This is a genomic window from Synechococcus sp. R55.2, assembly GCF_047462075.1.
In the GTDB taxonomy this organism is placed as follows: domain Bacteria; phylum Cyanobacteriota; class Cyanobacteriia; order Thermostichales; family Thermostichaceae; genus Thermostichus.
The window spans coordinates 1-26,367 of sequence record NZ_JANSIH010000219.1; the positions used below are offsets into that span (position 1 = coordinate 1).

At 59.4% G+C, this 26,367-nt stretch carries 23 protein-coding genes; 10 read left to right on the forward strand and 13 right to left on the reverse strand.

Going from position 1 to position 26,367, the window contains the following annotated elements; all coding sequences use genetic code 11:
- Nucleotides 1-134 precede the first annotated feature (134 nt).
- Complete coding sequence (glcD, locus tag NW838_RS07600; protein WP_414427794.1) at nt 135-1,646, reverse strand: glycolate oxidase subunit GlcD; 1,512 nt, start codon at nt 1,644-1,646, stop codon at nt 135-137.
- A gap of 81 nt (nt 1,647-1,727) precedes the next feature.
- Between glcD and NW838_RS07605 the strand changes: the two genes are divergently transcribed.
- From NW838_RS07605 to NW838_RS07620, 4 genes are all read left to right on the forward strand, one after another.
- Entirely contained in the window at nt 1,728-2,960 is a 1,233-nt protein-coding gene (locus NW838_RS07605; protein WP_414355571.1) for a class I SAM-dependent methyltransferase, read from the forward strand.
- Nucleotides 2,961-3,088: 128 nt separating this feature from the next.
- Nucleotides 3,089-3,289 (forward strand): 50S ribosomal protein L35, encoded by a 201-nt coding sequence (gene rpmI, locus NW838_RS07610; RefSeq protein WP_011434387.1) that lies wholly within the window; start codon nt 3,089-3,091, stop codon nt 3,287-3,289.
- 133 nt (nt 3,290-3,422) lie between these two features.
- Complete coding sequence (gene rplT / locus NW838_RS07615) at nt 3,423-3,779, forward strand: 50S ribosomal protein L20 (protein ID WP_011434388.1); 357 nt, start codon at nt 3,423-3,425, stop codon at nt 3,777-3,779.
- 79 nt (nt 3,780-3,858) lie between these two features.
- On the forward strand, nt 3,859-4,590 hold the full coding sequence (locus NW838_RS07620) for a transporter substrate-binding domain-containing protein (protein ID WP_414427795.1): 732 nt from the start codon (nt 3,859-3,861) through the stop codon (nt 4,588-4,590).
- A 66-nt stretch (nt 4,591-4,656) separates the two neighbouring features.
- Here the strand turns inward: NW838_RS07620 and purH are convergent, their stop codons facing one another.
- The 5 genes from purH to NW838_RS07645 form a co-directional block, all read right to left on the reverse strand.
- On the reverse strand, nt 4,657-6,390 hold the full coding sequence (purH, locus tag NW838_RS07625) for a bifunctional phosphoribosylaminoimidazolecarboxamide formyltransferase/IMP cyclohydrolase (RefSeq protein ID WP_414427796.1): 1,734 nt from the start codon (nt 6,388-6,390) through the stop codon (nt 4,657-4,659).
- Between the two features lie 227 nt (nt 6,391-6,617).
- Nucleotides 6,618-7,094 carry a hypothetical protein gene (locus NW838_RS07630; RefSeq protein ID WP_414355568.1) on the reverse strand — a complete coding sequence of 159 codons (477 nt, stop codon included), beginning with the start codon at nt 7,092-7,094 and terminating at the stop codon, nt 6,618-6,620.
- Between the two features lie 168 nt (nt 7,095-7,262).
- On the reverse strand, nt 7,263-8,054 hold the full coding sequence (gene cysE, locus NW838_RS07635) for a serine O-acetyltransferase (RefSeq protein WP_414331426.1): 792 nt from the start codon (nt 8,052-8,054) through the stop codon (nt 7,263-7,265).
- Between the two features lie 136 nt (nt 8,055-8,190).
- Nucleotides 8,191-9,732: a hypothetical protein gene (locus NW838_RS07640; protein ID WP_414355567.1), complete on the reverse strand. Its 1,542-nt coding sequence runs from the start codon at nt 9,730-9,732 to the stop codon at nt 8,191-8,193.
- Between the two features lie 180 nt (nt 9,733-9,912).
- Nucleotides 9,913-10,815: a 4-hydroxybenzoate solanesyltransferase gene (locus NW838_RS07645; protein ID WP_414355566.1), complete on the reverse strand. Its 903-nt coding sequence runs from the start codon at nt 10,813-10,815 to the stop codon at nt 9,913-9,915.
- A gap of 392 nt (nt 10,816-11,207) precedes the next feature.
- On the opposite strand from NW838_RS07645, the gene NW838_RS07650 reads away from it, so the two are divergent.
- A complete protein-coding gene (locus NW838_RS07650; protein WP_414355565.1) occupies nt 11,208-11,933 on the forward strand; it encodes a response regulator in 726 nt (241 codons plus the stop codon).
- On the opposite strand, the gene NW838_RS07655 is transcribed toward NW838_RS07650, so the two are convergent.
- From NW838_RS07655 to NW838_RS07665, 3 genes are all read right to left on the reverse strand, one after another.
- Nucleotides 11,930-13,312, reverse strand: a complete 1,383-nt coding sequence (locus NW838_RS07655; protein WP_414427797.1) for a CCA tRNA nucleotidyltransferase — start codon at nt 13,310-13,312, stop codon at nt 11,930-11,932. The genes NW838_RS07650 and NW838_RS07655 overlap by 4 nt on opposite strands.
- Before the next feature lie 145 nt (nt 13,313-13,457).
- On the reverse strand, nt 13,458-14,492 hold the full coding sequence (gene hemH / locus NW838_RS07660; RefSeq protein ID WP_414427798.1) for a ferrochelatase: 1,035 nt from the start codon (nt 14,490-14,492) through the stop codon (nt 13,458-13,460).
- A 267-nt stretch (nt 14,493-14,759) separates the two neighbouring features.
- The gene (locus NW838_RS07665; protein WP_414427799.1) at nt 14,760-15,227 is read right to left on the reverse strand and encodes a hypothetical protein; all 468 of its coding nucleotides are present in this window, start codon (nt 15,225-15,227) and stop codon (nt 14,760-14,762) included.
- A gap of 305 nt (nt 15,228-15,532) precedes the next feature.
- Here NW838_RS07665 and NW838_RS07670 point away from each other — a divergent pair, with 305 nt between their 5' ends.
- The 5 genes from NW838_RS07670 to NW838_RS07690 all read left to right on the forward strand — a co-directional run bounded on the left by NW838_RS07670 (nt 15,533) and on the right by NW838_RS07690 (nt 20,387).
- Nucleotides 15,533-16,024: a Tic20 family protein gene (locus NW838_RS07670; RefSeq protein WP_414355562.1), complete on the forward strand. Its 492-nt coding sequence runs from the start codon at nt 15,533-15,535 to the stop codon at nt 16,022-16,024.
- Between the two features lie 92 nt (nt 16,025-16,116).
- Nucleotides 16,117-16,668, forward strand: coding sequence for a cyclic pyranopterin monophosphate synthase MoaC (gene moaC / locus NW838_RS07675; protein ID WP_414355561.1), 552 nt, complete (start codon nt 16,117-16,119; stop codon nt 16,666-16,668).
- A 44-nt stretch (nt 16,669-16,712) separates the two neighbouring features.
- A complete protein-coding gene (locus tag NW838_RS07680) occupies nt 16,713-18,572 on the forward strand; it encodes a hypothetical protein (RefSeq protein ID WP_414427800.1) in 1,860 nt (619 codons plus the stop codon).
- Nucleotides 18,566-19,561, forward strand: a complete 996-nt coding sequence (locus NW838_RS07685) for an alpha-E domain-containing protein (protein WP_011429917.1) — start codon at nt 18,566-18,568, stop codon at nt 19,559-19,561. Before NW838_RS07680 ends, NW838_RS07685 begins: the two co-directional genes overlap by 7 nt.
- A 265-nt stretch (nt 19,562-19,826) precedes the next feature.
- Complete coding sequence (locus tag NW838_RS07690) at nt 19,827-20,387, forward strand: gamma carbonic anhydrase family protein (protein ID WP_414355560.1); 561 nt, start codon at nt 19,827-19,829, stop codon at nt 20,385-20,387.
- A gap of 21 nt (nt 20,388-20,408) precedes the next feature.
- On the opposite strand, the gene NW838_RS07695 is transcribed toward NW838_RS07690, so the two are convergent.
- The 4 genes from NW838_RS07695 to NW838_RS07710 all read right to left on the reverse strand — a co-directional run bounded on the left by NW838_RS07695 (nt 20,409) and on the right by NW838_RS07710 (nt 26,110).
- Complete coding sequence (locus NW838_RS07695) at nt 20,409-21,869, reverse strand: circularly permuted type 2 ATP-grasp protein (protein ID WP_414355559.1); 1,461 nt, start codon at nt 21,867-21,869, stop codon at nt 20,409-20,411.
- A 177-nt stretch (nt 21,870-22,046) separates the two neighbouring features.
- Nucleotides 22,047-23,861: a glycosyltransferase family 39 protein gene (locus tag NW838_RS07700; protein WP_414355558.1), complete on the reverse strand. Its 1,815-nt coding sequence runs from the start codon at nt 23,859-23,861 to the stop codon at nt 22,047-22,049.
- A gap of 216 nt (nt 23,862-24,077) precedes the next feature.
- A complete protein-coding gene (locus NW838_RS07705) occupies nt 24,078-24,338 on the reverse strand; it encodes a DUF6761 family protein (protein ID WP_011434405.1) in 261 nt (86 codons plus the stop codon).
- Between the two features lie 98 nt (nt 24,339-24,436).
- Nucleotides 24,437-26,110 (reverse strand): CocE/NonD family hydrolase, encoded by a 1,674-nt coding sequence (locus NW838_RS07710; protein ID WP_414355557.1) that lies wholly within the window; start codon nt 26,108-26,110, stop codon nt 24,437-24,439.
- Between the last annotated feature and the right edge of the window lie 257 nt (nt 26,111-26,367).

The window sequence follows — 26,367 nt, forward strand, 5'->3', positions numbered from 1 at the left end:
GGCGCGATAGGACTCCGTCCCGCTGGCGCGATAGGACTCCGTCCCGCTGGCGCGATAGGACTCCGTCCCGCTGGCGCGAGCAGTAGCCCAGGCGTCTCACTCTAGCCTGAAACGACTGCATATCACGTTCAAAATCAAAAGACTGGGATCTCTTGCCATTCCGGTCGGCTGTGGGCGTGAGCTGACTCACCACAAGTGCGGGGGGTGGGAAAGATCTTGCCGGGGTTGGCGATGTGCTGGGGATCAAGCACCTGCCGCACCCATTGCATGCTCTCCAGATCCGCAGGCGTAAACATTTCCGGCATGTAGCAGCGTTTGTCTGCCCCGATGCCATGTTCGCCGGAGATGCTGCCCCCCAAGCGCACGCAGAGCTTGAGGATTTCGCCCCCCAGTTTCTCCACCTGCTCCAGGGATCCCGGCACCGACTCGTCGTAGAGGATCAAGGGGTGCAGATTGCCGTCGCCAGCGTGAAACACATTGGCCACCGGATAACCGTACTCACGGCTGAGGCGCTCGATTTCCTTCAAGACAAAGGCTAGCTGGCTGCGGGGGATCACCCCATCCTGAACATAGTAGTTGGGGCTGAGCTTGCCCATGGCCGCAAACGCTGCCTTACGTCCTTTCCACACCCGCGCCCGCTCTTCTGGGTCGGATGCGACTTGCACCTGTCGCGCCCCATTTTTGAAGCACAGCGCCCTCACCTGTTGGCCGGCTTCCTCCACCTCCAGCTCTAGCCCATCCACCTCCACCAACAAAATGGCCGCCGCATCCCGCGGATAGTAGCCCAACTGCACCACATCCTCCACGGCATTGATGCTGAAGTTGTCCATAATCTCCAGGCCGGCGGGGATGATCCCGGCAGCAATGATGTCGGAGACGGTGGATCCCGCCGCTTCCACACTGTCAAAGTCTGCCAGCAAAACCTGCACTTGAGCCGGGGCCTTGAGCAAGCGCAGGGTAATCTCGGTGGCAATGCCCAGGGTGCCCTCGGATCCCACAAACAGCCCCACCCAGTCGTAGCCGGGCATCTCCGGGAGCTTACCCCCCCAGCACACCACCTCCCCATCCGGCAGCACCACCGTCAGGCCGAGAATGTGATTGGCTGTTACGCCGTACTTGAGGCAGTGAACACCGCCGGAGTTCTCCGCCACATTGCCGCCGATGGAGCAAACCGACTGGCTAGAGGGATCCGGCGCATAAAAGTAGCCTTGGGCGGCCACGGCCTGGGTAATCCAAGTGTTAATAACGCCCGGCTGCACCACCATGCAGCGGTTGTCCAGGTCGATTTCCAGGATCTGCTTCATCAGGGTGGTGGCGATGACGACGCTATTTTCCACCGGCAGGGCTCCCCCTGAGAGGCCCGTACCGGATCCCCGCGCCACGAAGGGCACCTGGTAGCGGCTGCACAGCTTCACCACCTGCGCTACCTCTTCTGTTGTGCGGGGCAGCACCACCAGCGCCGGCCTTTGCCGGTAGCTGACCAGCCCATCGCATTCGTAAACCAGCAGCTCCTCCGGCTTGCTGATCACCCGCTGGGGATCCAGAATTTTTTTGAGCTCAGCCGTCAGCCTGATCCAGTCGAAGGTGAGGCCGGTCTGTAGAGGATGAGCAGAAGCGTTCGCGCTAGCGGTGCGGAGCACTTTCATGACAGTGGGCCCAGCAGGAGCTTTAGGAGGGATATTGTCACTATAGTCTTGCTGGTAACCGAGCCAGCCAACAGATAGCCCATGCAGCCCAACTCCCCCAGCGCCGAACAAGTGCTCAACCAAGTGCGGCAGCTCTACGAGCTCTACCCCTTCCCCCCGCAGCCCATCGGCACTGTTCCCCCGCCAGGGTGGAATTGGCGCTGGAGCTGGCCCCAGGCCCATGCCTTTTGTACGGGATCCCATCCGGGTCGGCGCAGGGTGCGCATTCTGGATGCCGGCTGTGGCTCGGGAGTGGGAACAGAATACATTGCCCACCAAAACCCCAACGCAGAAATTTGGGCCTTTGATCTGAGCAGCCGCGCCCTGGAGATTGCCGAGGCCCGTTGTCGAGCTTCCCAGGCACCGCCGGTGCAGTTTCGCCAGCTCAACGTCTACGACATCGACCAGCTGCCGGGGCAGTTTGACTTCATCAACTGCGTGGGCGTGCTCCACCACCTGCCCGATCCGCTAGCGGGGCTGCAGGCTTTGGCCGGCAAATTGGCTCCCGGCGGGCTCTTGCACCTGTTTGTATACGGCGAGCTGGGCCGCCACGAAATCCGCCTCATGCAAAAGGCCATCCGCCTGCTGGTAACGGGTTCTGAACACCAGACCCTCGCCTCGGCGGAGCAATTGCAGAGGGGTCTCCAGGTGGGCCGCCGCCTTTTCGAGATCTTGCCGGAAACCAACCGCATCCAGCAGCAAGAACGGGCCCGCTGGGCCATCGAGAACGTGGACGACGAATGCTTCGCCGATATGTACCTGCACCCCCAGGAAGTGGACTACACCATCGAGACTCTGTTTGAATTAATCCGGGCTTCCGGACTGCAGTTTCTGCGCTTTTCCAACCCGGAGTTTTGGCGGCTGGAACGGGTGTTGGGCCAGGACGAGGCCCTGCTGGCTCAGGCGGCTCAGCTGCCGGAACCGGAACGCTATCGCTTGATCGAGCTGCTGGATCCGGTGGTGGCCCACTACGAGCTGTTTCTCGGTAAGCCCCCCATCCGCCGCTGGGAATGGACAAGCCCGGAAAGTGTAGCATCAGCCATTGCCCACCTCAGCCCCTGTCTGGGCCTGTGGCCGGGGCGGAGCATTTTCAACTATGCTTACGAAGCCATCTCCCTGAGCGAAGAAGCCTTCGCCTTTCTCCAACAGGTGGACGGGATCCGCACCGTCCAAGAGATCCAGGCTGGCCTAGAGTGCCCCCTGAGCTTCGAGCAACTGCAACGCTTGCTGCGCTGGCAAGTGCTGCTGCTGGAGCCTCAAAACTCAGTCTCCTGAGAGTTTCTCGACCCCTTTCCCTTGCCTCAGCGGGACGAACCTTGGCATTTGCCCTCTTGTTCTTCTATGGCTTATGCTAGAAGGCTGTGACCTTTAGCTCTGGCCCCGCGTATTCTGGGGTTACCATCATGCCCAAAATCAAAACCCGCAAGGCAGCAGCCAAGCGCTTCCGCCTGACCGGCAGCGGCAAGTTTATGCGTCGCAGGGCCGGGCACAACCACTTGCTGGAGCACAAAACCAGCAAGCGCAAACGCAAATTGGCCGGTGTGGCCCTGGTGGACAAGCGGGATGTGGTCAATGTGCGCCTGATGTTGCCCAACACCCACTAGCCGGGATCCCGCTCGCGCCGGCAAGAAGATTTCAGGGGCTGGCATTGGCGACAGCAGTTCCGATCCCGTTAGCAGGACGGAGTGCTTCTACCCTTCAGTTTGAGTTTGTTCAAGTTCCTATTGAGTTACTGCCATGAGAGTCAAACGGGGCAATGTCGCCCGCAAGCGCCGCAAAAAGATCCTCAAGCTGGCCAAAGGCTTTCGGGGAGCTGGTTCAAAGCTGTTCCGCACCGCCAACCAGCAGGTGATGAAGGCTTTGCGCAGCGCCTACCGGGATCGCCGTCGCAAGAAGCGGGATTTTCGTCGCCTATGGATTACCCGCATCAACGCGGCCACCCGTGCCCAGGGCCTGCGTTACCACGAGTTCATCGATGGTCTCAAAAAAGCCAATATCCAGCTCAACCGCAAAATGTTGGCCCGCTTGGCTTTCCTGGATCCAGAGGCCTTTACCCAGGTGGTGGAGGCAGCGCGCCAGTCTCGCGCCTCCTGAGGAGGTTCCGACGGCTATCCAGAAGTCCTTCCTGGCAGCCATTCTGGCCCTCGCCTGCCTGGGGAGAGGGATCCCTACTGTGGCTCGTCCTTGGCCGGAGATTGTGGATTCTGGACGGCTGCGCGTTGCCGTAAAAGACAACTTGAGGCCGCTGGGGTTTCGCACTCCCCAAGGGGATCTGCAGGGGTTTGAGATCGAGCTGGCTTGTGAGCTGGGATCCCGGCTGTTGGACTCGGCAGAGGCTGTGGAGTTGGTGCCGGTCTCGAATGTAGAGCGGCTGCAGGTGCTGGCTGACGGCCAGGTGGATTTGGCCATTGCTCAGATCGGCATTACCCCGGATCGGGCGCGCCAGGTGGAGTTCACTTCTGCTTACTATCAGGATGGCCCCAGCTTGGTTGTGGCTCGTTCCCACAACTGGGAAAGCTGGTCGGACTTGCGGGGCGGTCGCGTTGCAGTCTTGCGCGGTTCCAGCGCCATTCCCCTGCTGAATCGATACCTGCCAGGGGTGGAGTTGGTGCCTGTCGATTCCTACCGAGAAGGGGCGGAACTGCTCCTGAAAGGGGCGGTGCAGGGGTGGGCAGCAGATCGCTCGGTGCTGGCAGGGTGGCTAGCAGAGCATCCCCGTCGCGAAAGCGCTGCGGAGCAACAGTTTCAATTTCTGGGATCCCCCTTGGCAACGGTGGGGCTGGGCATTGCCATGCCCAAGGGGCTGCAGCACGCCGAATTGCGGCTGCGGGTGCGCCGAGAACTGGAGAATTTGCGGGCTGAGGGCTGGCTGGCAGAGCGGGCCAGAGCCTGGGGGTTGCCCTAAAGTTGAGGATACTCCCTACTCTTTGTCTCTCTTGGGAAGATTTCTCTCTTGAGCAGAAAGGCGGGCTCAGTGCAGAAAGTGACGTATGCCGGTGCAAACCATGGCAATACCGGCAGCGTTGGCAGCAGCAATGGAATCGGCATCGCGGATGCTCCCCCCCGGCTGGATGATGGCGCGGATCCCTGCTTGGGCAGCCATCTCCACGCTGTCGGCAAAGGGGAAGAAGCCATCGCTGGCCAAAACAGCTCCTGCTGCTTGGGATCCCGCCTGCTGGAGAGCGATCTCCGCTGCTCCCACCCGATTCATTTGTCCGGCTCCGACGCCGAGCGTCTGCCTCTGCTTGGCGACGACAATGGCGTTGGATTTCACATGTTTGCAGACTATCCAGGCAAATTCCAGATCTGCCCATTCTGCGGGGGTGGGCTGGCGTTGGGTGACCACTTGCCAAGAGGGGGGGCTGTCGGTTTGCGTCAGTCCCTGGTCGCGACAGCGTTGCGGCACAACAGGTGAGTCGGCATCCTGCACCAGAAAGCCCCCGGCCAGGGTGCGGATTGTTTGGGCAGGCCCCACACACAAGTCCGGCAAGATCAAGACCCGCAAGTTCTTTTTGACTGACAGTAGCTCAGCCGCTTCTGGAGTGCAATCGGGAGCCACCACACACTCCAAAAAAGGCTCCACCAGCCGTCGGGCGGTCTCTGCGTCCAAGGGTTGGTTGAGGGCGACGATGCCCCCAAAGGCCGAAACTGGATCAGCAGCCAGGGCAGCCTCGAGGGCGGCAGCCGGCGATGGGCGAATGGCCACCCCGCAGGGGTTGTTGTGCTTAACCACCACCGCCACCGCTTGTTCAGGTTGCAAGAACTCCCTCCGAGCAGAGCCAGAAGACACAGAGCCCTTCCCGTCAGTGGGCCGCGTCGCATCAGCATTGCGGAGTAACAAGGTTAACTCTGCCGCCAGGGCACGGGCCGCCTCCAGATCCAGCAGGTTGTTGTAGCTCAGCTCCTTCCCCTGCAACTGCTTAGCCCGGTGCCAGCCGGGGGCAGCCGGATCCGTCACATACCAAGTGGCAGCTTGATGGGGATTTTCCCCGTAGCGCAGGCGTTGCCACAGGATCCCTTGCAGTTGAAACCTGTCTTCAGCGGCAGCTGCGGAGGACTGGGAGGGACCTGCTAGCTCCAGGCGAGCCAGGTAGGTGACGATGGCGCGGTCGTAGGCCAGTACCTGCTCAAAGGCCCGACGAGCACACTGGAAGCGAAACGCCAGCCGCTCTGTTTCCCCATAGGCCCCGGAGAGCAGTTGCAAATACTGGGGGTACTGGCTGGGATCCGTCAGCACCGTGACGTGGGGATAATTTTTGGCTGCCGCCCGCGCCAAAGTGGGCCCGCCGATATCGATCTGCTCAAAAGCTTCCTCCAGAGACACTCCTGCCTGGGCCACTGTCTGTTCAAAAGGGTAGAAGTTGACCACCACCAGTTGGATGGGAGGGATCCCCAGCGCCTCTAGGTCTGCCCGGTCTTCGCTGCATTCCAGGCGGGCCAAAATGCCGCCGTGGATGCGGGGGTGCAGCGTCTTCACCCTTCCCCCCAAGATTTCCGGCGCGCCAGTGTGGGCAGAGACAGGGGTGACCGGGATCCCAGCTTCTGAGAGCGCCTTGGCGGTTCCCCCACTGCTGAGCAGTTGAAAGCCATGCTCTTGCACGAGGGACTGGGCCAGCGGGATCAGTCCGGTTTTGTCGGATACACTCAACAAAGCCAACGGTACAGAATCCTGTTCGCGACAGGGTTGCGGAGCAACAAGGGACATCGGACGGCGTTACCCAATAGAGATTCAGAGGAAAAAGCTGGCCAGCGCTCTCACAGCATACCCCGAAAGCTGGACCCTCTTGTCCAGCCACCTGGTTCAGACAAATCTTCAGATCGGCTCGGTTCAGCGGCGACAAGTAACCTTTGCCCCCCACCAATATCTCCCAACCGTCCGCTGCAACCGAATTGTTCGACTGCGCGCTGTCTCTAACTTTTCGGTTTAGTTGACTAAAAAGACTTCACCTTTGGATTCAATGCGTAGTGAAGAAATGACCAGTAAGAGACCAAAATACTGAATAAACGGAACCAAAGTAGCATATCCCATCTACCCTGTAATTCTCGAATGGTGAATTGCGATCCAGCACCGTTCAACATCGATACGATAGTGTTATTTATCGGAACAGAACCAATGAAAACCAATGCGAAATACACAGCCAAACTGATTAACCCGATTCTCAACAAATACGGCTCTGAGCGAGAACTTGAAACTACATTCAAAATAACGGCACAGGCAAGCATAGCCAGAAAAACAACGGGCATAAACTTGGCAGATTGTAAGTGAATATTACCCATTACCTCCAGAAGAGATTGGTCGCTGATGCGCTGAAAAGCTTGTTTAACTACAACAACCCAGAAAAAGTCAGTCCCTAAACTTGCTGTCAGTAGCGTTAATACCCCTATCAAAGCAATAGTTTCCAGGCTCATGCTCAATCAACCCACTGTTTCACTAGATAACTCTACACATTGCCTAAACCGTGATGATTTTAACAGACAACTTCCGAACCATTTTAGATCAAGCACTAACAGATAACCCTACAGCTACCGCCATCACCCATAAACGAAGCAGTCGAACGTTCGCATCAGCAGGACGGATCAGGAATATTCTGCTTCGCCTCTCACCTGATCCTGCCGGACCTGTTCCCGCTCCCGGTTAAGGCGGGCCACCTGGGCTTCCAGATCTTGGATACGGTGCAGCAACTGTTCGATAGCCCGTCCCACTGGGTCAGGCATGAGATGGTGATCCAGGTCAATGCCATGGGCGGGGATGCGGCGCTGATGGGGCGGGATGACCGCACGGCCTGGGATCCCAACCACCGTCATGCCGGGAGCTACATCCTGAATCACGACCGCGTTGGCTCCGATACGAGCTTTTTCCCCAATGCGAACCGGCCCCAGAATCTTGGCCCCCGTGCCGACAATCACCCCGTTTTCCAGGGTGGGATGACGTTTGCCCTTGTTCCAAGAGGTACCCCCCAAGGTGACCCCGTGGTAGAGGGTAACATCATCACCAATTTCTGCCGTCTCACCGATCACCACCCCACAGCCGTGGTCAATGAAAAAGCGCCGCCCAATCTTGGCTGCCGGGTGGATTTCAATCAATGTGAAAGAACGAGCCAAGAAGCTGAGCAGCCGCGCTAGGAAAAACCAGCGCCGTTTCCACAGCCAGTGGGCGATGCGGTGCAAAAACAGAGCATGCACACCGGGATAAGTGAAGATGACCTCCCAGCGATTGCGTGCTGCCGGATCCCGATCGAAGACACAATCAACATCCTCCCAAAATTGCTGCCAGAACCCCAGTTTTGGCTCCGGCTTGCCAGCAGGGAGAGAATTGCCCTCCCCCGTTTTGGGGCTTTCCACCGCCGACTGCTCGGCCTCCGTCAGCATGAATGGTCTCCGTTTAGGAACCTCCACTCCCCTTTTAGCACTTTTTGCCGGCAGCAAGGAGAGATCTCCAATCGCGCCAAGGGAGCTCCTCGCGCAACTCTCCACTGGGTCGAGCTCAAGCAAATTGCCTTCTGCCCTAGCCTTTACTCAACTGCTGAGCCACCAGTTCTCCAATGGCTTGCGCGGCTCCCGGCCTTCCCCCCAGCCGCTGCAGTTCTGTCTGCATTTGCTGACGGCGCTGGGGATCTTCCAACAGAACTCGCATTTGCTCGGCCACGGCCACCGGGCGCAAATGGCCCCGCAACTCTGGCACCACCTCTCGCCCCGCCCAGATGTTCGGCCAAGCCAAGTGACCTAGCCAACGCAGAGCAATTCTGTTGACGGCGCGGGCCAGCCAAGTGCCCAAGCCTGGAAGGCGGGTCAACAGGCCAAGAATCCCATCCCAGGCGCGCATTGCCTCCAGCTTGTTGGTAGGGATCACCACAACCATCGGCACCCCCAAATAGGCCAGCTCGGCGGTGTTGGCGCCAATGGTGGTCAGACAGAGATCACAGTTGGCCAGCACAGAATAGGCAGGGAAGCTTGTCCACAATTGCACCGTGCTGCCAAAGGGGGTAACAAACTGGGATCCCAGATTGGTCTGCTCCAGAATGGCTGAGGTGCCATAGATCAAAGCCATATCGGGATTGAGCCTGGGATGAGCATAGGCTGCCAACGACTGGGGGGTTTGTCCTGGGGCCACCGGGATCACAAAGCGGACATTCGGCAGCATCTGTCGCAGCTCATCGGCCACAGCCAACACCAATGGCACCCCCAAGGAGAGCTTGGCTGGCTTGGAGCCTGGGAGCAGCCCCACCTGATAGTGGGTGCGGTTCTCATCGCTCAGACGCTGCCAGCCGCGCGGTAGCAATTCTTCAAAGGCCTCCGGCCCGCTTACGCGAAAGGCCTCCGGCCCGCTTACGCGATCGGTGAAGCGGTTCCCCACTCTCTCTGGCGCAGTTCTTACAGGCTCCCCCTCGCCGATGGAGCTGGGAGATGCATCTTGGAGCAGGCCAAAGGCTTGGGTTGGGGAAGAAAAGCCTGCCGTGGGTTTGGAGGCAGCGGCAGGAGATCTGCTGCCAAGCCAGCCGGAAAGGGGCACCCCCGGCAAATAGACAGCGCTGGCTACGCCATCCGCCATCAAATCCCCGACAACGTGCATTTTGTGGGCCCAAGGGTGGCCCAGCAGCCGTCCGCCATCGTAGCGGCGTTTGATTGCCTCGGTTCGCACGGCGAAAGCATGTACCCAAGGCCGCCAACGGGGTTGATGCTCAGCATAGACCACCAGCCGATAGCGCAAGCGGCGAGCAATCCAGACGGCAAAAAACTGATCCCCCCCCAGAAACAGCACCACCCCTCGCTTGGCCCAATTCCAGGCTTCTTCGGTTTGGCCAGTAAGCAAAAAAGCCAGAAAAAAATCGGGATCCTGCACCCGATCCACGTCGACGAACGCTTGCGCTATCTTCATCTCTTGCCCGGAAGCATGGGGGCAGGGGGACAGCACCAGGGAGAGGCGTGCCTGAGGCAGTTGCTGGCGCAATTCCATCACCACCGGACGCACCCAGGTGGTCAGCTCTCCAGGGCCGTTTGAGAGAATAAGAATGTCATAGGGAGGCTCACCGCTGCTCAGTGGGGCCATCGGAGGCTGGGATCCTGCAATTAATCGTCTCATTCTACCGTTTGCCCATGGCCCTGGGCCGATTCCTGCCAGTCCGGAGATTTGTCGGGATCCCTTCCCAAAGAGGCAGCCCCAGCGTCGGCTGAGGGGCAAGGCGTTCTTCAGAGAGGCATCTGGCCATGCGAGAGGCCAGGGGATCCCTCAGGCCAGCAGGGATCCGCCGATCATCCCCGCCAGCAGAATAAACCCTTGCACCACATTTTGGCCGAAGATGGCCAGGTACAAGGTGGGAGAGGCATTCCTTTGGTGGAGCTGCCAGGTTTGCCGGCCCCAGAGGACAGTGACGATGGCCAAGCTGACAAAATAAACTCCATGCAACCGTAGGCTGAGGCCTACCCCCAACAGCGCGATGGCAGTGCCCAAAAAAAATAGCCCTACCGCCGTCGGCGTCCGCTGCCCGAAAAAACGGGCGCTGGAATGGATCCCGGCCCGCTCATCGTCCTCCCGATCCGCAAGAGCATAGACGGTATCAAATCCCAGTGTCCACAACACCGTGGCCAGCCACAGCCAGCCCAGCCCCTCTTCCCACAGGGGTGTGTTGGCATCTTGGCCGCTCACCGCCGTCCAACTGATGAGCACGGCAAATCCCCACGCCAGAGCCAGCACCAACTGCGGCACCGGAAACACCCGCTTGGCCCCCGGATAGAGCAGGATCACCGGCACCGCCGCCACACAGAGGGCAAGGCTAACCGGGTTGAGAAACAGCGCCAGCCCTGCCGCACAGGCCAAACTCACCACCGCCATCAGGATCCCGACGCCAACGGTCAACTCCCGGCTGGCCAACGGGCGATGGCGGGTGCGCTCCACCAGCGGATCCAAATCTCGATCCCAAAGATCGTTGATGACACAGCCTGCCCCACTGGCAGCCAGGCTGCCCAAAATGATGATCCCGACCAACGGCCAAGGGGGCGTTCCCCGTCCGGCCAAAAAAGCTCCCCACAGCGCCGGGATCATCAAAATCAGTCGCCCTGCCGGCTTGTGCCAGCGCAACAGCCGCAGAATGGCTCCGCCAGTGGCCCAGAGTGCAGAAGGGGAAGCAGACATAACCGGTTTCCGGCCAATCGCGACAGCGGGACGGAGTCCTTAAAGCGTGAGTTGCCGTTCGCGGGAGGGGTGCAGAGCACCATGAGGCGTGGGTAGGGGCGGCTCCACATTAGAGATCTTAAATCAATCATCCTGAATTGCAGGTTTTTGGAATCCTTTCGGTTCCATTCGCCGTCTCAAGGCCCTGTGCAAGTCAGTCCGCCCCTGTTCTCTTTATTGGCCTGCCCTGGAAGTTTGATATCCTATCGGGGGGCTGCTGTTGAAGGTGGCGGCACTTGCCCTTCTCACCCTGTGAGGCTGTTATCGCTACGTGACGCTTCCGCGTTCGTGACGGCGGTGCGGAGCACTTGCGTGCAGGCGCAACGGAGTTCTGTATGGAAGCAACCCTCTCCATGACCGGTCCACTTCCTCAAGCCAAGGAAGCTGCTTCCCATCTGGAGACCCTGCTGGTGGTGGATGACGAGGATGCCATTCGGGAAACGGTTGCCCTGGCTTTAGAAGAACAGGGATATCAAGTTTTACAGGCCGCTGATGGTCGGCAAGCCCTTGAGGTGGTACATACGGCTGAGCGGCTGGATTTGATGATCCTGGATTTGATGTTGCCCAGCTTGAACGGTTTGGATCTATGCAGGCTGCTGCGCAGGGAGGGCAACACGATTCCCATCTTGATGTTGACGGCCAAAAGTAGCGAAACCGACCGGGTGGTGGGCTTGGAACTGGGGGCCGACGATTATCTGACCAAGCCCTTTGGTATGCGGGAGCTGATCGCCCGCTGTCGCTCGGTGTTGCGCCGGCAACAACTGGCCCAAGCCAGCGATGCCACGGTGCTCCGTTACGGGGATCTGTGTATGTTTACCCAGGAGTGCCGCGTGTTGGTGCGGGGCGTCGAGGTGAGTTTTTCCCCCAAAGAGTTTCGCCTGTTGGAGCTGTTTATGTCCAACCCCCGCCGCGTTTGGACGCGGGAACAGCTTCTGGAGCGCATCTGGGGATCCGACTTCATGGGCGACAGCAAGACCGTCGATGTACATATCCGCTGGCTGCGGGAAAAATTGGAGCTGGATCCCAGCAACCCAGAGTATTTGGTGACGGTGCGCGGCTTCGGCTATCGCTTCGGCTAGTCTTTTTGCTGGCCACGCCACCGGCGGGCAAAAGAGAGCGCCTCGGCACGAGTTTGAATCTGCCCCCAAGCCTGCGCCTCCTGGAGGTCTTGCAGCAACTGGCCTACCCAGGGGCCGGGTTTGGCCCCCAAGCTGTGCAGCAGATCGCGGCCATCCAGCAGGGGCACCAGATGGGCCAGGGGATCCTGGGGGTCTTCGTAGCGTTTGAGCCAAGACTCCAGCTTTTGAGGGTCGCCGCCCGTAGCCACCGCCAACAGCGCCAAGCCGCCGAACAGGGATCCCGCCTGTTGGTAAAGCCGCCACTGTTGCGCAGGGGTGGGGGAGTCCGTCAGGAGAAGCTGAAGCTGAGGCAGAAGATGGTGTAGCTTTTGGATGGCCCGCATTTCCGCTCGGCTGAAGCGCAGCCGCTCCAGCTCGGTTTCCACCCTTTCTGCCGTTCGCGTCAGCAAGACAGAGTCCTCAGTTCCCGCTGGATCCCACAACAAGGCCGCCAGCACCACTGCCAACAGCCTGCCGCGCCCTTCGCGTGAGGATGTCAAGGGCTGGGCCAGCTCTGCCAGCGTGCGGGGATAGAGCGGTTGCCAGCGCCCGGCCCACTCCCACACGGCCTGAGCTTGAGGGAAGCCCGGACTTTCCGGCTTCAGGTGGGGCAGCCAAGCCTGCAGCAACCCCGCCGCCACCGCCGCCTGTAGGTGAGCCAGCCCTGGGATCCCTGCCTCCAACAGGGCCACTACCTCTGCCCGCACCCGTTCTGCCGCCACATTCGCCAAAAGGGGAGCCCGCTCCCGGATTGCCTCTTGCGTAGCCGGATCCAGCCCAAACCCCAGCTGAGCCGCCTGTCGATAACCCCGCAACAGCCGCACCGGATCGGCACTGAGGTTGTCGGGGTGTACCATGCGCATCCGGCTCTGGCGAATATCGGCTTGTCCGCCCGTGGGATCCAGCAGTTGCTCCCTTTGCAGATCCAAGGCCAGGGCATTGCAGGTGAAGTCCCGCTGCTCCAGATCCGCCTCAGGGGTGGATCCCGCCTGCAGCCCCACGTCCACGGTCAACTTTGCCAACACAATGCGGGCAATCTGCCGTTCGGGATCCAACACCACAAAGCCCGCCCCCAACCGCCGTGCCACTGCCGCTGCCCAGCCCACGGGATCCACAGCGCACATCAGGTCCAAATCCACCGACGCTGAGGACTCCATCCCACCGTCGCGAGCGGGATCCCCAGCAGCACGGCCCTGCAGCCAAGCCAGGTAAGCATCCCGCAGGGATCCCCCTACCCAATAGCTTTTCTGCGGCAGCCACTCTTGGGGGAAAGGCAGCCGTTGGTAAAAATAGGTCAGCAGCCACTTCGTCAGCAAGGCTTCGCTCAGGCTTAGGGTCATTCCCAGTCAAAACTCCATGAAGATGAGACACCTGGGGTGGTAGGAGAACGCTTCTGGGGGTATGAAGTCAGCGTCCTCGTCTGGTCGCGTCAGCGTTACAGAGCAACAATGAGCAGAGCAACAATGAAATGCCTGGCGTTCTTCCCTACCGCTCCAGCAGCGAGCTGCCCACAGCAGCAGGGACAAAGGCAGGAGCTGCCAAGCCTGGAGTGAGCAGATGAGGCCGCACCAGCGCCGCCAAGCCGGCAATGAACAGAGGGTCGGTATTTAAGGCGGGCACACGGCGAAAATCGGCAATCCCAGCTCGATGGGCCAGTTCCCGATACTCGATGTCAATCTCCTGCAGGGTCTCGATGTGCTCCGACACAAAGCTAATCGGCACCACCAGCAACTGTTTCACGCCTTGGGATCCCAACTCCAGGATGACCCGTTCGGTATAGGGTTGCAGCCACCGCACCGAACCCACCCGGCTTTGATAGGAGAGGGTGTGGTCATTGGGGCGTCCCACCTGCTTCCAGATCAGCCGCACGCAGGCTTCCATTTCCCGTTGGTAGGGATCCCCGGCCTCGGTGACATAGCTTTCGGGAATGCCATGGGCGCTGAACAGCACATGCACCCCTTCGGGCTCGGCAAATCCATCCAACTGTTCCCGAATTGCTCTGGCCATCGCCTGCACGTACTGAGGCTGATCGTACCAGGAGTAGATCTGGCAGCGCTCGATGCATGCCAGCTCCGGATCTTCAGCCCAGAGCCGATCCAGCAGCTTAAAGCTGGATCCCGTCGTGCTGATGGAATACTGCGGGTAGAGCGGCAGCACCACCAAGCGGGTGATCCCATCCGACTTGATCTGCTGCACCACCGACTCGATCAACGGATGCCAGTAGCGCATGGCAACATACACCGGCACGTCATAGCCCTCAGCCACCAGGTGGGCCTGCAGTTCTCGCGCTTGCTCAGCAGTAATGCGCCGCAAGGGGGATCCCCCCCCAATGGCCGCGTAGTTGCGGCGGGATTTTTCGGCCCGCAGTGTGGAGATGGCCCAGGCAAAGGCCCGCTGCAAGAAGGGAAACGGCAGCCGGATCAGCTCGGGATCGGCAAACAGATTGTAAAGAAAGGGCTGCACATCAGCCTGGGTCTCTGGCCCCCCCAAGTTCAGTAGGAGCATGCCGCTTTTGGACATAACAAGGCTCATTGCGTTGGCGGTGCGGAGCACCATGTTCTTCTTTATCCACTGTAGGGGCTCTTATCCCCCAGCGGGAAAGTGACCTTAAGTTTTTTTGCAGTCTTTCTCAGCTTTCCCCTCAGGAGAAACCACCCGCACCCAAACCTACAAGTCCAATCCGGAGACTCCGTCCCGCTGTCGCGAACAAAGTCCAAAAAGGGATCCCCACCCACTGCAGGGATCCCCGGCATCAACACCCCATTGCCGCTAAGGAGCAGAGCGCTGTCAGAACTCTTGACCGCGGTAAACCCGCTGCAGGGCCGGAGTGACGGGGTAGCGATCAATATCGGCCAGGCTCAACTTCAAGCGCAGCGTATTGAGGAGTTTCCAGTAGGGGGGCACAAAAGCCTTTTCAGGGATGGGTTGGACGGCAGGAGAGGGATCCCCAGGTCGGGCAACCGTCTCCATGGGGCAGCCGCGGTAGCGGAGCGGACGGGATCCGAGGTGAGCTGAGCGCAGATCTCGGCTGGGATCCACCGTCAAGCCGCGAAACTGGATCGCCCCCGGACGAGAGGCTTCCCGATAGCGCAGATAGCCTGCCCACACCTGGGCAATCCACTCCGGCAAAGCTTCGGGCCGAATGTGATAGCGCTCCGGCAACAGACGGTCGTTGAGAAAACCCATCAGCCCAGACCAAACTTGCCAGACAAAAGCTCCGACAACGCCAGCAGCGGGAGACAATGAAATCTTCATGGTGGAAGCTGAAAAATGTAGAGAACCTGAAAAACCGGTGATGCAGCCAGAATTTGCCGTTGATTATATCAGCCTGGATTCATCGGAGCGCTCACTCTGAACGTTTTGGCCTCGAGTTTTTCTGCTCACTGGAAAGCAGAAGCCGGCTTGCGGCCAAGCGCGTTGAGCCACCCAAATCCATCGACTACAATAGGCCCAAGGCTTGGGTGTTGCTTTCTCTTTCCGACCTGTAGCTTGCGGGGATCCCAGAAGCGCACCGACAAGCCAGCTCCAGTAACCATTGCACCTATGGGGATCGGCGGATTATGACCTGGCGCGGCGACATCACTCCCATCAATCGGCTGTGGGGATCCCTTCCCTACCTTTTGCCTTTGGTATCGGCTCTGCCCTTGGGCTTTTTGCCCTCTGGGTTGTTTCAATCTCTGCCAGGGCTGATCCCCATTTTTGCGCCTCTGTTTCGTCTGGTGCCCCTGGCCACGGGCTGGCTGGGAATGGGGGTGTTTTTGGCTCTGCTGTTCCTGGTGATCCGCAACACCCGCGTAGCCCATTTTGTTCGCTTCAACACCATCCAGGCGCTCTTGCTCAACATTGCCTTGTTCTTGGTGCAGGTGCTGATGCAGGCGTTTGGCATACTCTTCGGCAACCTTGGCCTGGCAGCGATGGTCAGCATTTTGGCCACCACGGCTCTCTTGGGGGTGATTGCCATCACCGTCTACGCCTGGGTGCAAAACATTCGCGGCCACTACGCCGAGGTGCCGGTGCTCTCTGATGCCGCCTATGCCTGGATTCGCTACTAGTTGTCAAGTCCCTGCGGGTCTGGTTGCCGATTTGCCGACCTCATCGGAGCCTAAGCCAACTCTTCAGCTCTCAAGGATTGTGGGAGGCCGGGGTGCCATCGGATTCGAGTTCTAGTCGCGCCAGCAGGACAGAGTCCTTTGTTGGGCAAGCCCTCACCCACCTGGACGCCTCTGGCCGAGCACAAATGGTGGAAGTGGGACACAAGCCCATGGTTGCCCGCTTGGCCACTGCCCAAGGACAGGTACGCATGTCAGAAACGACTTTGCAGACCATCTTGGCCGGTCAAGGGCCCAAAGGGAATGTGGTGGAAACAGCCCGGCTGGCCGGGATCATGGCTGCCAAGCGCACCGCCGATCTGATCCCGCTGTGTCATCCTCTCCCCTTGAGCAGCGTCACTGTGGATCTGGATCCGGATCCCCATCTGCCCGGCTTTCTGATCACCGCTACAGTAAAAACCAACGCCCAAACAGGGGTGGAGATGGAGGCTCTGACGGCTGTTTCCGTGGCCGCCCTCACCCTGTACGACATGGCCAAGGCCCTGGAAAAGACGATGGTGATCGAAAACATCCGGCTGTTGCGCAAGTATGGGGGGAAGTCTGGGCCCTTCGAGGTAGAGGATGGGGACAACGCCGAGAAATGCTAAAAGCGTTGTGCCAACCGGAGAGGGGTGTTGGGATAGGGTTGCTGGTGGGAGTCGTGGTGCTGCTCTGGCCCATGCTGCACCAGGGATATCCCATCACTCATTCCACCCACTTCAACCTCAGTTGGGCCTTTCAGTATCAGCGACAGTTTTTCAGCGGGCAGTTCTACCCCCGCTGGCTGGAGTATTCCAACTTCGGCTACGGCAATCCTACCTTTGCCTTTTACCCCCCTCTGTGCATGGTGGCCCCTCTGCCGTTTCGCCTGCTGGGGCTGGACATGCCCACCTCTTTGGTGGCCAGCATGGGCTTGGCAATGGCGGTCTTCGGGACAGGGCTGTATGCCCTTCTCCGGCAACTCATCCCCTGGGCTTGGGCTCTGGTTTTGGCTCTGGCGGGTATGGCCGGCCCCTATTGGCTGGTGGATATTTACCAACGGGGGGCAATGGGGGAAGTGTGGGCCATTGCTGTCTCTCCCTGGATTTTCTGGGCCTCAGTCCAGGTGATCTGCCGGCCCCAGTCCCTTTGGCCGATTGTGGCCTTAGCCATTAGCTACGGCCTGTTGGCCCTATCTCACTTGCCCACTTTGCTGGTCTTTACGCTAACTTGGCTGCCTCTGCCTTGGGTGCTGGGCCGCTGGGATCCCCTCTGGCCCAGGGTGGGGCGCTGCTACTTGGGGTTTGGGCTGGGGCTGGGGTGGACGGCGTTTTATCTGCTGCCAGCCTTTTGGGATCAGCGCTTTGTCCAGGTGGACTTCGTCAATTTCGTCGAAGAGTACATGCCCCAACATCGTTTGATGGTGAGTGGGCTGACCCGGCTCCAGCCACAACTGACGCAGCACTGGTTTGAGAGCGGCCTGGTGGGGTACTGGATCTGGATGGTGGCCGTTGTCTTGGGTGCTGGGATCCTGGTTTTCTGGGAATGGCTGGCCCGCAGGACAAGGGGGATGACCCCGATCCATTCCGTTCGCGCTGGCGAGACGGAGTCCCATGGTGCCTTAGAATCCTCTGCTCCCCTGGCCAAAGCCATCCTGCTCTACAGCTTGGGGGCCAGCTTGGTGGCCTTGCTGATGATGACGGATCTGCTGGGTTGGCTCTACGAGTGGGTTTTGCCCCTGCGCCGCATTCAGTTTTCTTGGCGCTGGATGGCGGTGACGGCGGTAACCGTGCCCTGGCTGTTGGGATCCCTGGCCGCCTGGGGGTGGGGGCAAAAGGGCTGGAGGATCCTCTTGATTGTGGGGATAGGTCTGGCAATGGGGATACAAAGCTGGCAGGGCTGGCAGGTCTTGTCCAGAGCCTGGTTTGACCCGCAAACCATCCAGACTTTTCAAGAGCTGTCTGCCGCCAAGCCATTTCCCAATGAGCCCCAGGAGCGACCGGGCATTGCTTTTCTCCACATGCACTGGCGCTTTCCCGACGGGCTGGCGCTGGTGGATGTGCTGGAGTACCGACCTCGCCAAGCAACCCTGCCCATGCCGCCCCCAGAGGTGGATCCGCTGCTGCGGTGGCAGGGGGACGTAGTGGATTTTGGACAAGAGCAAGGCAATCTGGAGCCACTGTTGGAAGTGGAGCAGTGGCGCTATGGCTACCGTCGTTTTCGGGCCGTTAACCCCACCGATCAGGATCAATGGGTAGTCCTGCGCACTTTTTACTACCCTGCTTGGCGGGTACAGGTGGATGGTCGCCTCACGTCTGCTGAGCACAGCGGAGTGGGGCTGTTGCAGGTGCGGATCCCACCAGGGGATCATCGCGTGCAGGTGCGCTATCTGGGTACTGCAGCCGAGTGGATGGGGTGGATCTTGACCGGCCTGACGGGGGTGCTGCTGGTGAAGGTGCGGCGGCTGCTCCGCCTGCTGGGTTTGAACGGAGCGCAGAGACAAGACACTCCAGAGGAGGCAACAGCATGCTGAGTCGGGTGGCCGATTCCATCTACTGGCTCAACCGCTACGTGGAGCGCGCCGAGAACATCGCCCGCTTCATCGATGTCAATCTCAACCTCATCCTAGACTTGCCCAGCGGTCCCGCCCAGCAGTGGGATCCCATCGTCTACACCACCGGGGATCAGGAGCTGTTTTACCAGCGTTATGGCCAGGCGACCCAAGAAACGGTCATCCAGTTCCTGGCTTTTGATAGGGATTACCCCAACTCCATCCTTTCCTGTTTGCGGCTGGCGCGAGAAAATGCCCGTTCTGTGCGGGAGGTCATTTCTTCAGAAATGTGGGAGCGGGTCAACCGCTTTTATTTGATGGTCAAAGAAGCAGCTCAGCAAGGCCCCCACCTGAGTCAGCTCCACGATTTCTTCACGGAAGTGAAACTGGCCAGCCACCTATTCGCCGGGGTGATGGATGCCACCATGACCCACGGGGAAGGTTGGCACTTTGGCCAGATTGGCCGTCTTTTGGAGCGGGCGGACAAAACGGCGCGCATTTTGGATGTTAAGTATTTTATTTTGCTGCCCTCTCTGCAGTATGTGGGTACGGCTTTGGATGAGTTGCAGTGGATTGCTTTGCTGAAGTCGGCCAGTGCTTATGAAATGTACCGGAAATACAGCCGCCAGCACCGCATCAATCCCAGAGAGGTGGCCTCTTTCCTGATTTTGGATCGGCAATTTCCCCGCTCCATTCAGTTTTGTCTTATTCATGCGGATCGATCCCTGCACCAGATCACCGGCACCCCAGCCGATACTTGGCGGGATCCCAGCGAGCGAGCTTTGGGCCGCCTGCGTTCTGAGCTGGACTACCTGACCATCGACGACATTATGGAGCAGGGCTTACATGAGTTTCTCGACAAATTGCAGCTACAAATGAACCACGTTGGCGATTGCATCTACGAAACTTTCTTTGCCATTCGCCCCTTGCAACCGTCTGAATCCTCTCCCCTGCTGCAACGGCAGGCTTAGCTAAAATCCCTCACCCCTAGCCCCTCTCCTACAAGAGTTAGAAATTAATCTAACGAACGCTTCCACAGCTATCGACAATGAGCCAAATGTGTTGCTTATATCTCATTGCTATTGTGCAATGGATTGACAATGGTGAAACAGGAGCAAAGGGACGGGTTGATTTTCTGGATCCCTGGCTCCTCTCTTTTTCTGGGACTGGAGGCGGCGCGGAGCGCTGGGGCAGGTCTGGAATTGCCGCACCCCCGGTAGCAGTAGGATTGGGGAAATGGAAGCCGTTGCCAAGGGCGTTTGGAAAGTGGGGTTAGAGCAGCAGCCGAGAGGGATCGACCAGGCAGCCTTTATTGCCGCCAATGCCACACTGATCGGCGATGTCCATCTTTCGGAAGCGGTGAGCATCTGGTACGGGGCCATCTTGCGGGGGGATCTCTCGCCCATTGTCATTGGCCGCCGCAGCAACATCCAAGATGGAGCCATCCTGCACGGGGATCCCGGACAGCCGACCCTGGTTGGCGAGGAAGTGACCGTAGGCCATCGAGCGGTCATCCACAGTGCCCACATCGAGGGGGGATGTCTGATCGGGATTGGGGCCATTATCTTGAACGGGGTCACCATCGGGGCAGGCAGCATGGTGGGAGCTGGAGCAGTGGTCACCCGGTCTGTGCCACCCCACTCTTTGGCGGTAGGGATCCCGGCCAAGGTTATCCGCACCCTCACCGAGGAAGAGGTCGAGCAACTGCGCCTTCACGCTCAGCACTACGTGGATCTGGCGCTTCAACATGCCAGCCGCTTTGGCCGGTGGAGCAGAGGTTCGGGCGAGCGACTTTGAGCCTATTTTGCCAGCCGTCTCTCAACAGCCGGGATCCACACAGAGCACCCAGGTATCTTTGCTGCCGCCCCCCTGGGAGGAGTTCACCACCAGGGATCCCTTCTTGAGGGCGACGCGGGTCAGCCCCCCTGGGTGAACATAAATGTCCTTGCCATAGAGGATGTAGGGCCGCAAGTCCACATGACAGGGCTCCAGACAGGGGCCTTCTCCCCGATCCACCAAGGTGGGCACGCGAGAAAGGCACAGGGTGGGTTGGGCGATGTAGTTGCGCGGTTGGGCGCGGATTTTCTCGGCAAAAGCAGCCCGCTCTTCCGGTGTGGCCTGGGATCCCATCAACATGCCGTAGCCACCCGACTCGTTGGCTGCCTTCACCACCAGCTTGTCCAGGTTTTCCAGTACGTACGCCTGATCCTTAGGATCCCAGCAGAGGTAGGTGGGCACGTTGGGCAAAATGGCCTCTTCTCCCAGGTAGTAGCGGATCATCTGCGGCACATAGGCGTAGATCACCTTGTCGTCCGCCACCCCTGTTCCCAAAGCGTTGGCAATCGCCAGCCGCCCTGACCGATAAACCTCAAACAGGCCCGGAACCCCCAGTAGAGAATCGGGGCGAAAGGCCAGCGGATCGATGAAGTCGTCGTCGATACGGCGGTAGATCACATCCACCCGCTGCAGCCCCTTGGTGGTGCGCATTTGCAAATAGCCATCTGCCACCACCAGATCCCGTCCTTCCACCAGCTCCACCCCCATCTGCTGGGCGAGGAAAGAATGCTCGAAGTAGGCGGAGTTGTAGATGCCGGGGGTGAGCACCACCACCGTTGGATTGGCCAGTTGCGGCGGCGCCAGGTAGAGCAGAGTATCCAACAAGTGGCTGGGGTAATCGTCCACCGGGCGGATCCCCATTGTGTTGAACAGGGAGGGAAAGGTGCTTTTCATCACCCGCCGATTTTCCAGCACGTAGGAGATTCCCGACGGACAGCGCAGGTTGTCTTCCAGCACGTACCAAGTTCCGTCCCGATCCCGCACCAAGTCGGTGCCGGTGACGTGGCACCAAATTCTCCCCGGTGGGTTGAGCCCCACACAGGGCCGCAGAAATCCCTTGGCCGTCTCGATCAGCTCGGCAGGGATCACCCTATCCTTGAGGATTTTCTGGTCGTGATAAACATCGTCGATGAACAGGTTGAGGGCGTGGATGCGCTGCTTAAGGCCCTTCTCCAGCCGCTGCCACTCGGAAGCCGAGACGATACGGGGAATAATGTCAAAGGGGAAAATCCGCTCTGTGCCCTGGCTATCGCCATAGACGTTGAAGGTCACCCCCATTTGAAAGAGGGCCGCCTGCGCCGCCGCTTGCCGCTGCTGCAGTTCCCCTTCTTCCAGAGAATGAATGCGCTCAATCAACGGGATCGCCTCAGGACGGGGCTGGTTACGCCCCAAAAACAGCTCGTCGTAAAACCCCTCGCCCGGGTCGTAGGCATCAAAACGCACGTCTGGGATCCCTGGAACGCTATCATCTTCTTCTACTTCTTCTACTGTTGGCGGCTCTGGATCTGCATAGTGTGCTTTCAGCTACTTTTAGCCTGGTAAAAAGAAAGGACTCCGTCCCGCTGACGCGAAAGGACTCCGTCCCGCGAACAGTGGGTTGGCCAAACCAGGGGGGGAGCTCTAGGGATCCGCCACCTCAAAGGCCCATAGCCCCCGCTCGGCAGGGATCCGATGCAACTGCCCCTTGGGAAAGCGCCGTTGCAGCTCTGCCCCCTGCTGATCCCATACTGCCTCATTCGTGAACAGGGTAAACGGCGGTTCTAGGTCTTGGCCGGGCAACGTCTCTGGGGAAAAAACCTTCACCTCCTGCTCCGGCCCAGCAAAAAATTGAATCCAACTTTGCCAGTAGATAGGCTCTCCCCAGCTGAAATAGGGGTAGGCAGTGCTAGCCGCCAGATAGAAGCGGTAGTCGGGATCCCCTTGGCGAGCTGCCACATAGCGCCCGGTAGCCCCCACATCATTGCCTTGAGTCCAGCCCTTGAAGACAAAATCTCCGAAGATTGCCAAGTTCCATCCCCCAATCGCCAGGATCGCGCCCCCCATCGCCACCGCTAGCAACCAACCTCTTGCCTGAGATCCTGCCCACTCCAGAAGACCGCTCAGCGCCCGCAGGAGCACCTGGATCCCTTCTAGGGTGAGGTAGGCCACGAAGGGCAGAATGACCAGCAGGCGGGTGTAGTTGGGGGCTTTGGTGATGGCCAAGCTAAACAGCAGGTAGAGAAATAGGAAGCTGCCGATACAGAGCCAGTCGTGGGGCTGGCTGCGCTTCTTGAAAAGGCGGTAGAGGCCGGATCCCAGCCCCAGCCAGATCAAAGCCCCCGTCAAGGGATCCACAAAAGCATGGCCGTAGTTGGGATAGATGTAGCCGCGGTCGTGCTGGCCGGGGTCGTTGAACATACTCAGGCCGTTGAAGATGTTGCGCCAGACCGCCTCCTCTGGCGTAGCCGCATTCACCCACATCTGTTGTAACGCCCGCCCTTCCGGGAAAAAGAGAAATTGTTGGCGAGAGTACTCGGCGCTCACCGCAGGTGCTGTGACCGTGGCCACCAGAATGGGCCCAGCCACCAGAAAAAAGCCCAGCGCCGCGGGCACCGTCAGCTTAGCCAGGACCCAGAGGGGATTAGCTTGCTTGTTTTCTCCTCGGAGATCCTCCCGGCCCAGGAGCAGGTACAGAACTCCAAACAGCAACCCCAGCAGGATCACCACCCGCCCCGGCAAATAGCCGTAGAGGGAGAAAGCCGCCGCTCCTCCCCCCAGATAGAGCAACAGGGGGTTTTTCTCCCGCACCCCCTTCAAGATCAAGGCCAAGGCTGCACACTCTACCAAGACAATGAGGTTTTCCCGCATCGCCATACGGCTAATAGCCAGCAGGGCATGGTTGGATCCCAAGAGGGCTGCCCCGGCCAAGGCCAGACGGGATCCCCAAAATGCCCGAAAAAACCCGTAGGCCACCAGAATGGTGACGACCCCGAAGGCGGCATGTACCGTGCGCACATTGAGCAGCGTGACTCCCCCCATCAGCCGCGTCAGGCCGCCGAAGAGGCTGAACATGAAGCGGGGGAAATAGAAATACTCCGGCATCAGCCCAAAGATATCGGGATAGCGCACCCCTGAGGCGCGACGGGCCATGGAGGTGATCACAATCTCGTCAGTATTGATCTGAAAAGGGATGTTGGGCAGGTCGTAGAGGTAGATCGGGGCAAAGACCAACACCAACAGCCCCAGGTGCAACAGCTCCTGTTGCCAGCGCAGCCGCGTCGGATCCCAAGGGGGTTGAGCCGGGGAAAACTGCGCCCAATACAACCCCACCAGCAGGATGCTCAGCAGCCAGAGGCCAATCTGCAGCACGTGGTAGCCAAACACCCCGTACCAGAGGATCAGGGCTACCCCCAAGCCCAAGCCGGATCCCAGCAGGGGCAGATGCCGGGAGGTCATCACCCTATCCCAAACCGCCATAGAACCGATACGACTGGAATCAGGAACGAATCGATCCCTCTCAGCCTACCAGGCGCAAGATGCTCGACAAAACCAGAACTCAGTCAGCGCCCTCCCCCCTAGTCTTTCTCCCAAGGGGCGAGGGGAGATCAGAAAAGGTTGGAATCAAAACTTTGCCCCACCTGTTCTAGGGATCGCCAACAGGGATTCACAAAATCAATAACCCCGCATCGGCTCCGCCTCTGGCTCCAATTCCGGATCTATGAAGTTGGACGGATCGTAGAGGAAGCGGTTGACCTCGTCCTCAATGCGATAGATCTCGAAGGGCTCCAATTGTTTGCCAGTTCGCAAGGCCAGCAGGTAGCCATCCACCAGCAGACGTAGCTCATCGGTGCGCCGGTAGCCCCGCTGCCAGGTATCCACCAGAGCATCGGTCAAAGCCTGATAGTGCCGGATCAACTTTGGGTCTTGCAACATGGTGTTCCCTTGCCCTGCCTGTTTCTATCCTAACGTTTGGTGTCTCTTTGTAAGGGGTGATTGCAAACGGGATCCCGAAGCTTGGTCTCTTCTTGGCTTCAAGCCATGGGCAGGTGCAGCCGCGAAGGCGTCTCGCCACCGCTGCGGAGAGTGATGGTGAGAATGCGGGCCTCAATCAGCCGCTCTTCCCGCATTCCCGTGCCTGTGTTGACAGGATAGGCCGGAAAACAAGCCGCGCTAAGGCTGAGGCGCAGAGCATGACCGCAAGGAATGCGAATACAGGTGGGCTGACAGGGAATCAGAATGGGGGTACTGGGCTGGGGATCCCGTAGGCGACAATAGCCTTGGGAAAAGTTATACACCTGCCCATCGGGCCTTACCACCGAGAGCACAGCGCAAAGATCGAAACTGGGGCTGTCGGCCTCCGCGTACACCTCCACAGCAATGTCCCCGACCAGAACCAGCTCGGCTTGCAGCGGCGGAGTGGTATAGGTCAGGACATCGGTGCGGCAGTCGAGGGCGGAGCGCTCTTGCGGCCCGGCAGGCTGAACTAGGTGGCCCCCCAAGGCCGGCACCGGTCGCCAGGGATCGTGAACAAAGGTATCCGATTGTTGCGTCGGCGAGGGTTCAGGGCGAAGGGATCCCTCTGCTTCTGAAAGGGCAGCCAAGCCGGTGCTGTGTAGGTAAAAAGCTTTTGGCTCAGGGGTAGGCCAAGCATCAAAGCCGCGCCAGCGGTTGGATCCCATCTCGAACAGGCGTACCGGCGGCTCCTGGAGGATCCCTGTATCTTTGCCTTTGAGGAACTGGTCAAACCAGCGCACCTGCAGGCAATCGATGGGGCTGACAGCCTCTGGGCCAAAGTCCAACGCCCCCACTTTGCGCCCCCAAGGGAGATGGATCCAAGGGCCGATGATCAGGTATTGAGGGTTCTGGCTGCGGGCGCTCATTTCCTTGTAGAGGCGCAGGCTACCACTCAGGTAGCTGTCAAACCAGCCGGCAATGTGTAGCATCGGCAGATCCACCACCTCTAGACGGGGAGAGAGCTTGCGCCAGTATTCATCCGGCTCGCTGTGCTCCAGCCAGTCGAAGTAATAGGACTGGGGGGCATACTGCTGCAACACCCCCGGCTTGAGGGGGATAGGGTCGTAGAGGGGGAGATTGCGGGCAGCTTTCAAAAGCGCTTGGTAGGCATTGGCATCCCCCCTGAGACGCGCCCCTTCGGTCTCCAGTTGCAAGGCCCAACTGAGGTTGTTGTAGAAGGCAAAGGCCCCCCCTGGGTAAGCGGCATCGGCATAGAGATCGTAAGGCAGCATCGCCGGGCAGATGGCCTTCAAGGCGCTGGGACGGGTAGAAGCCGCATACAGCTGGGTCATGCCCTGATAAGAGAAGCCGTACATGCCCACTACGCCGTTGCTCCCCGGCAAGGCAGCCGCCCAATTGACGGCGTCAAACCCGTCTTCCACCTCATGGCGGAAAGGGTAGAAGGATCCCTTGGAAGTTCCCCGTCCGCGCACATCCTGGATGACCACAATGTACCCCTGGGCCGCATACCACCTGGGATGGGCATACACCACCGTCGAGGCAATGGCCCGCCCATAGGGCTGCCGCATCAGCAAAACCGGGTAGCTCCCCTCCCCTTGCGGGCGATAGACATCCGCGTCCAGTTGGATCCCGTCGCGGGTGAACATGGAAACAGTTTCGCGGGGGCGAACGGGCAACATGGCCTGGGTTGGGCTAGCGGATCTTGCCAAAGGGATACCAACCAAGGACAACCTAAGGGATCCCTGGGTGGATTCTTCCTAAGATAAAACAGAAGCCCTTATGAGAGGGAGAAACTCCCACCAGAGTTTGAGCCCCTTCCCTGGTATTGCCCTTGATCTCCGGCCTGCTGGCGCAAACGCAGCCCCCTCCAGACCCCTCTTTTATGGCTTTTATGGATTTATGGAAACAGAGACCCTGGGAAAAGATTTGTCGGAGCATGCCTCTAACCCCCAAAACCCTGAACTTTGCTGAATTTACTGAGCTTTAG

Bases quoted from the DNA above. Each gene is read 5' to 3' on its own strand.
- NW838_RS07690 (WP_414355560.1), top strand. From the start codon at position 19,827: ATGGAAGCCGTTGCCAAGGGCGTTTGGAAAGTGGGGTTAGAGCAGCAG.
- rplT (WP_011434388.1), top strand. From the start codon at position 3,423: ATGAGAGTCAAACGGGGCAATGTCGCCCGCAAGCGCCGCAAAAAGATC.
- glcD (WP_414427794.1), bottom strand. From the start codon at position 1,646: ATGAAAGTGCTCCGCACCGCTAGCGCGAACGCTTCTGCTCATCCTCTA.
- NW838_RS07665 (WP_414427799.1), bottom strand. From the start codon at position 15,227: ATGAAGATTTCATTGTCTCCCGCTGCTGGCGTTGTCGGAGCTTTTGTC.
- NW838_RS07650 (WP_414355565.1), top strand. From the start codon at position 11,208: ATGACCGGTCCACTTCCTCAAGCCAAGGAAGCTGCTTCCCATCTGGAG.
- NW838_RS07700 (WP_414355558.1), bottom strand. From the start codon at position 23,861: ATGACCTCCCGGCATCTGCCCCTGCTGGGATCCGGCTTGGGCTTGGGG.
- NW838_RS07655 (WP_414427797.1), bottom strand. From the start codon at position 13,312: ATGACCCTAAGCCTGAGCGAAGCCTTGCTGACGAAGTGGCTGCTGACC.
- NW838_RS07670 (WP_414355562.1), top strand. From the start codon at position 15,533: ATGACCTGGCGCGGCGACATCACTCCCATCAATCGGCTGTGGGGATCC.
- NW838_RS07640 (WP_414355567.1), bottom strand. From the start codon at position 9,732: ATGGCCCCACTGAGCAGCGGTGAGCCTCCCTATGACATTCTTATTCTC.
- cysE (WP_414331426.1), bottom strand. From the start codon at position 8,054: ATGCTGACGGAGGCCGAGCAGTCGGCGGTGGAAAGCCCCAAAACGGGG.
- NW838_RS07645 (WP_414355566.1), bottom strand. From the start codon at position 10,815: ATGTCTGCTTCCCCTTCTGCACTCTGGGCCACTGGCGGAGCCATTCTG.
- NW838_RS07605 (WP_414355571.1), top strand. From the start codon at position 1,728: ATGCAGCCCAACTCCCCCAGCGCCGAACAAGTGCTCAACCAAGTGCGG.
- NW838_RS07630 (WP_414355568.1), bottom strand. From the start codon at position 7,094: ATGAGCCTGGAAACTATTGCTTTGATAGGGGTATTAACGCTACTGACA.
- rpmI (WP_011434387.1), top strand. From the start codon at position 3,089: ATGCCCAAAATCAAAACCCGCAAGGCAGCAGCCAAGCGCTTCCGCCTG.
- NW838_RS07685 (WP_011429917.1), top strand. From the start codon at position 18,566: ATGCTGAGTCGGGTGGCCGATTCCATCTACTGGCTCAACCGCTACGTG.
- purH (WP_414427796.1), bottom strand. From the start codon at position 6,390: ATGTCCCTTGTTGCTCCGCAACCCTGTCGCGAACAGGATTCTGTACCG.
- NW838_RS07705 (WP_011434405.1), bottom strand. From the start codon at position 24,338: ATGTTGCAAGACCCAAAGTTGATCCGGCACTATCAGGCTTTGACCGAT.
- hemH (WP_414427798.1), bottom strand. From the start codon at position 14,492: ATGTCCAAAAGCGGCATGCTCCTACTGAACTTGGGGGGGCCAGAGACC.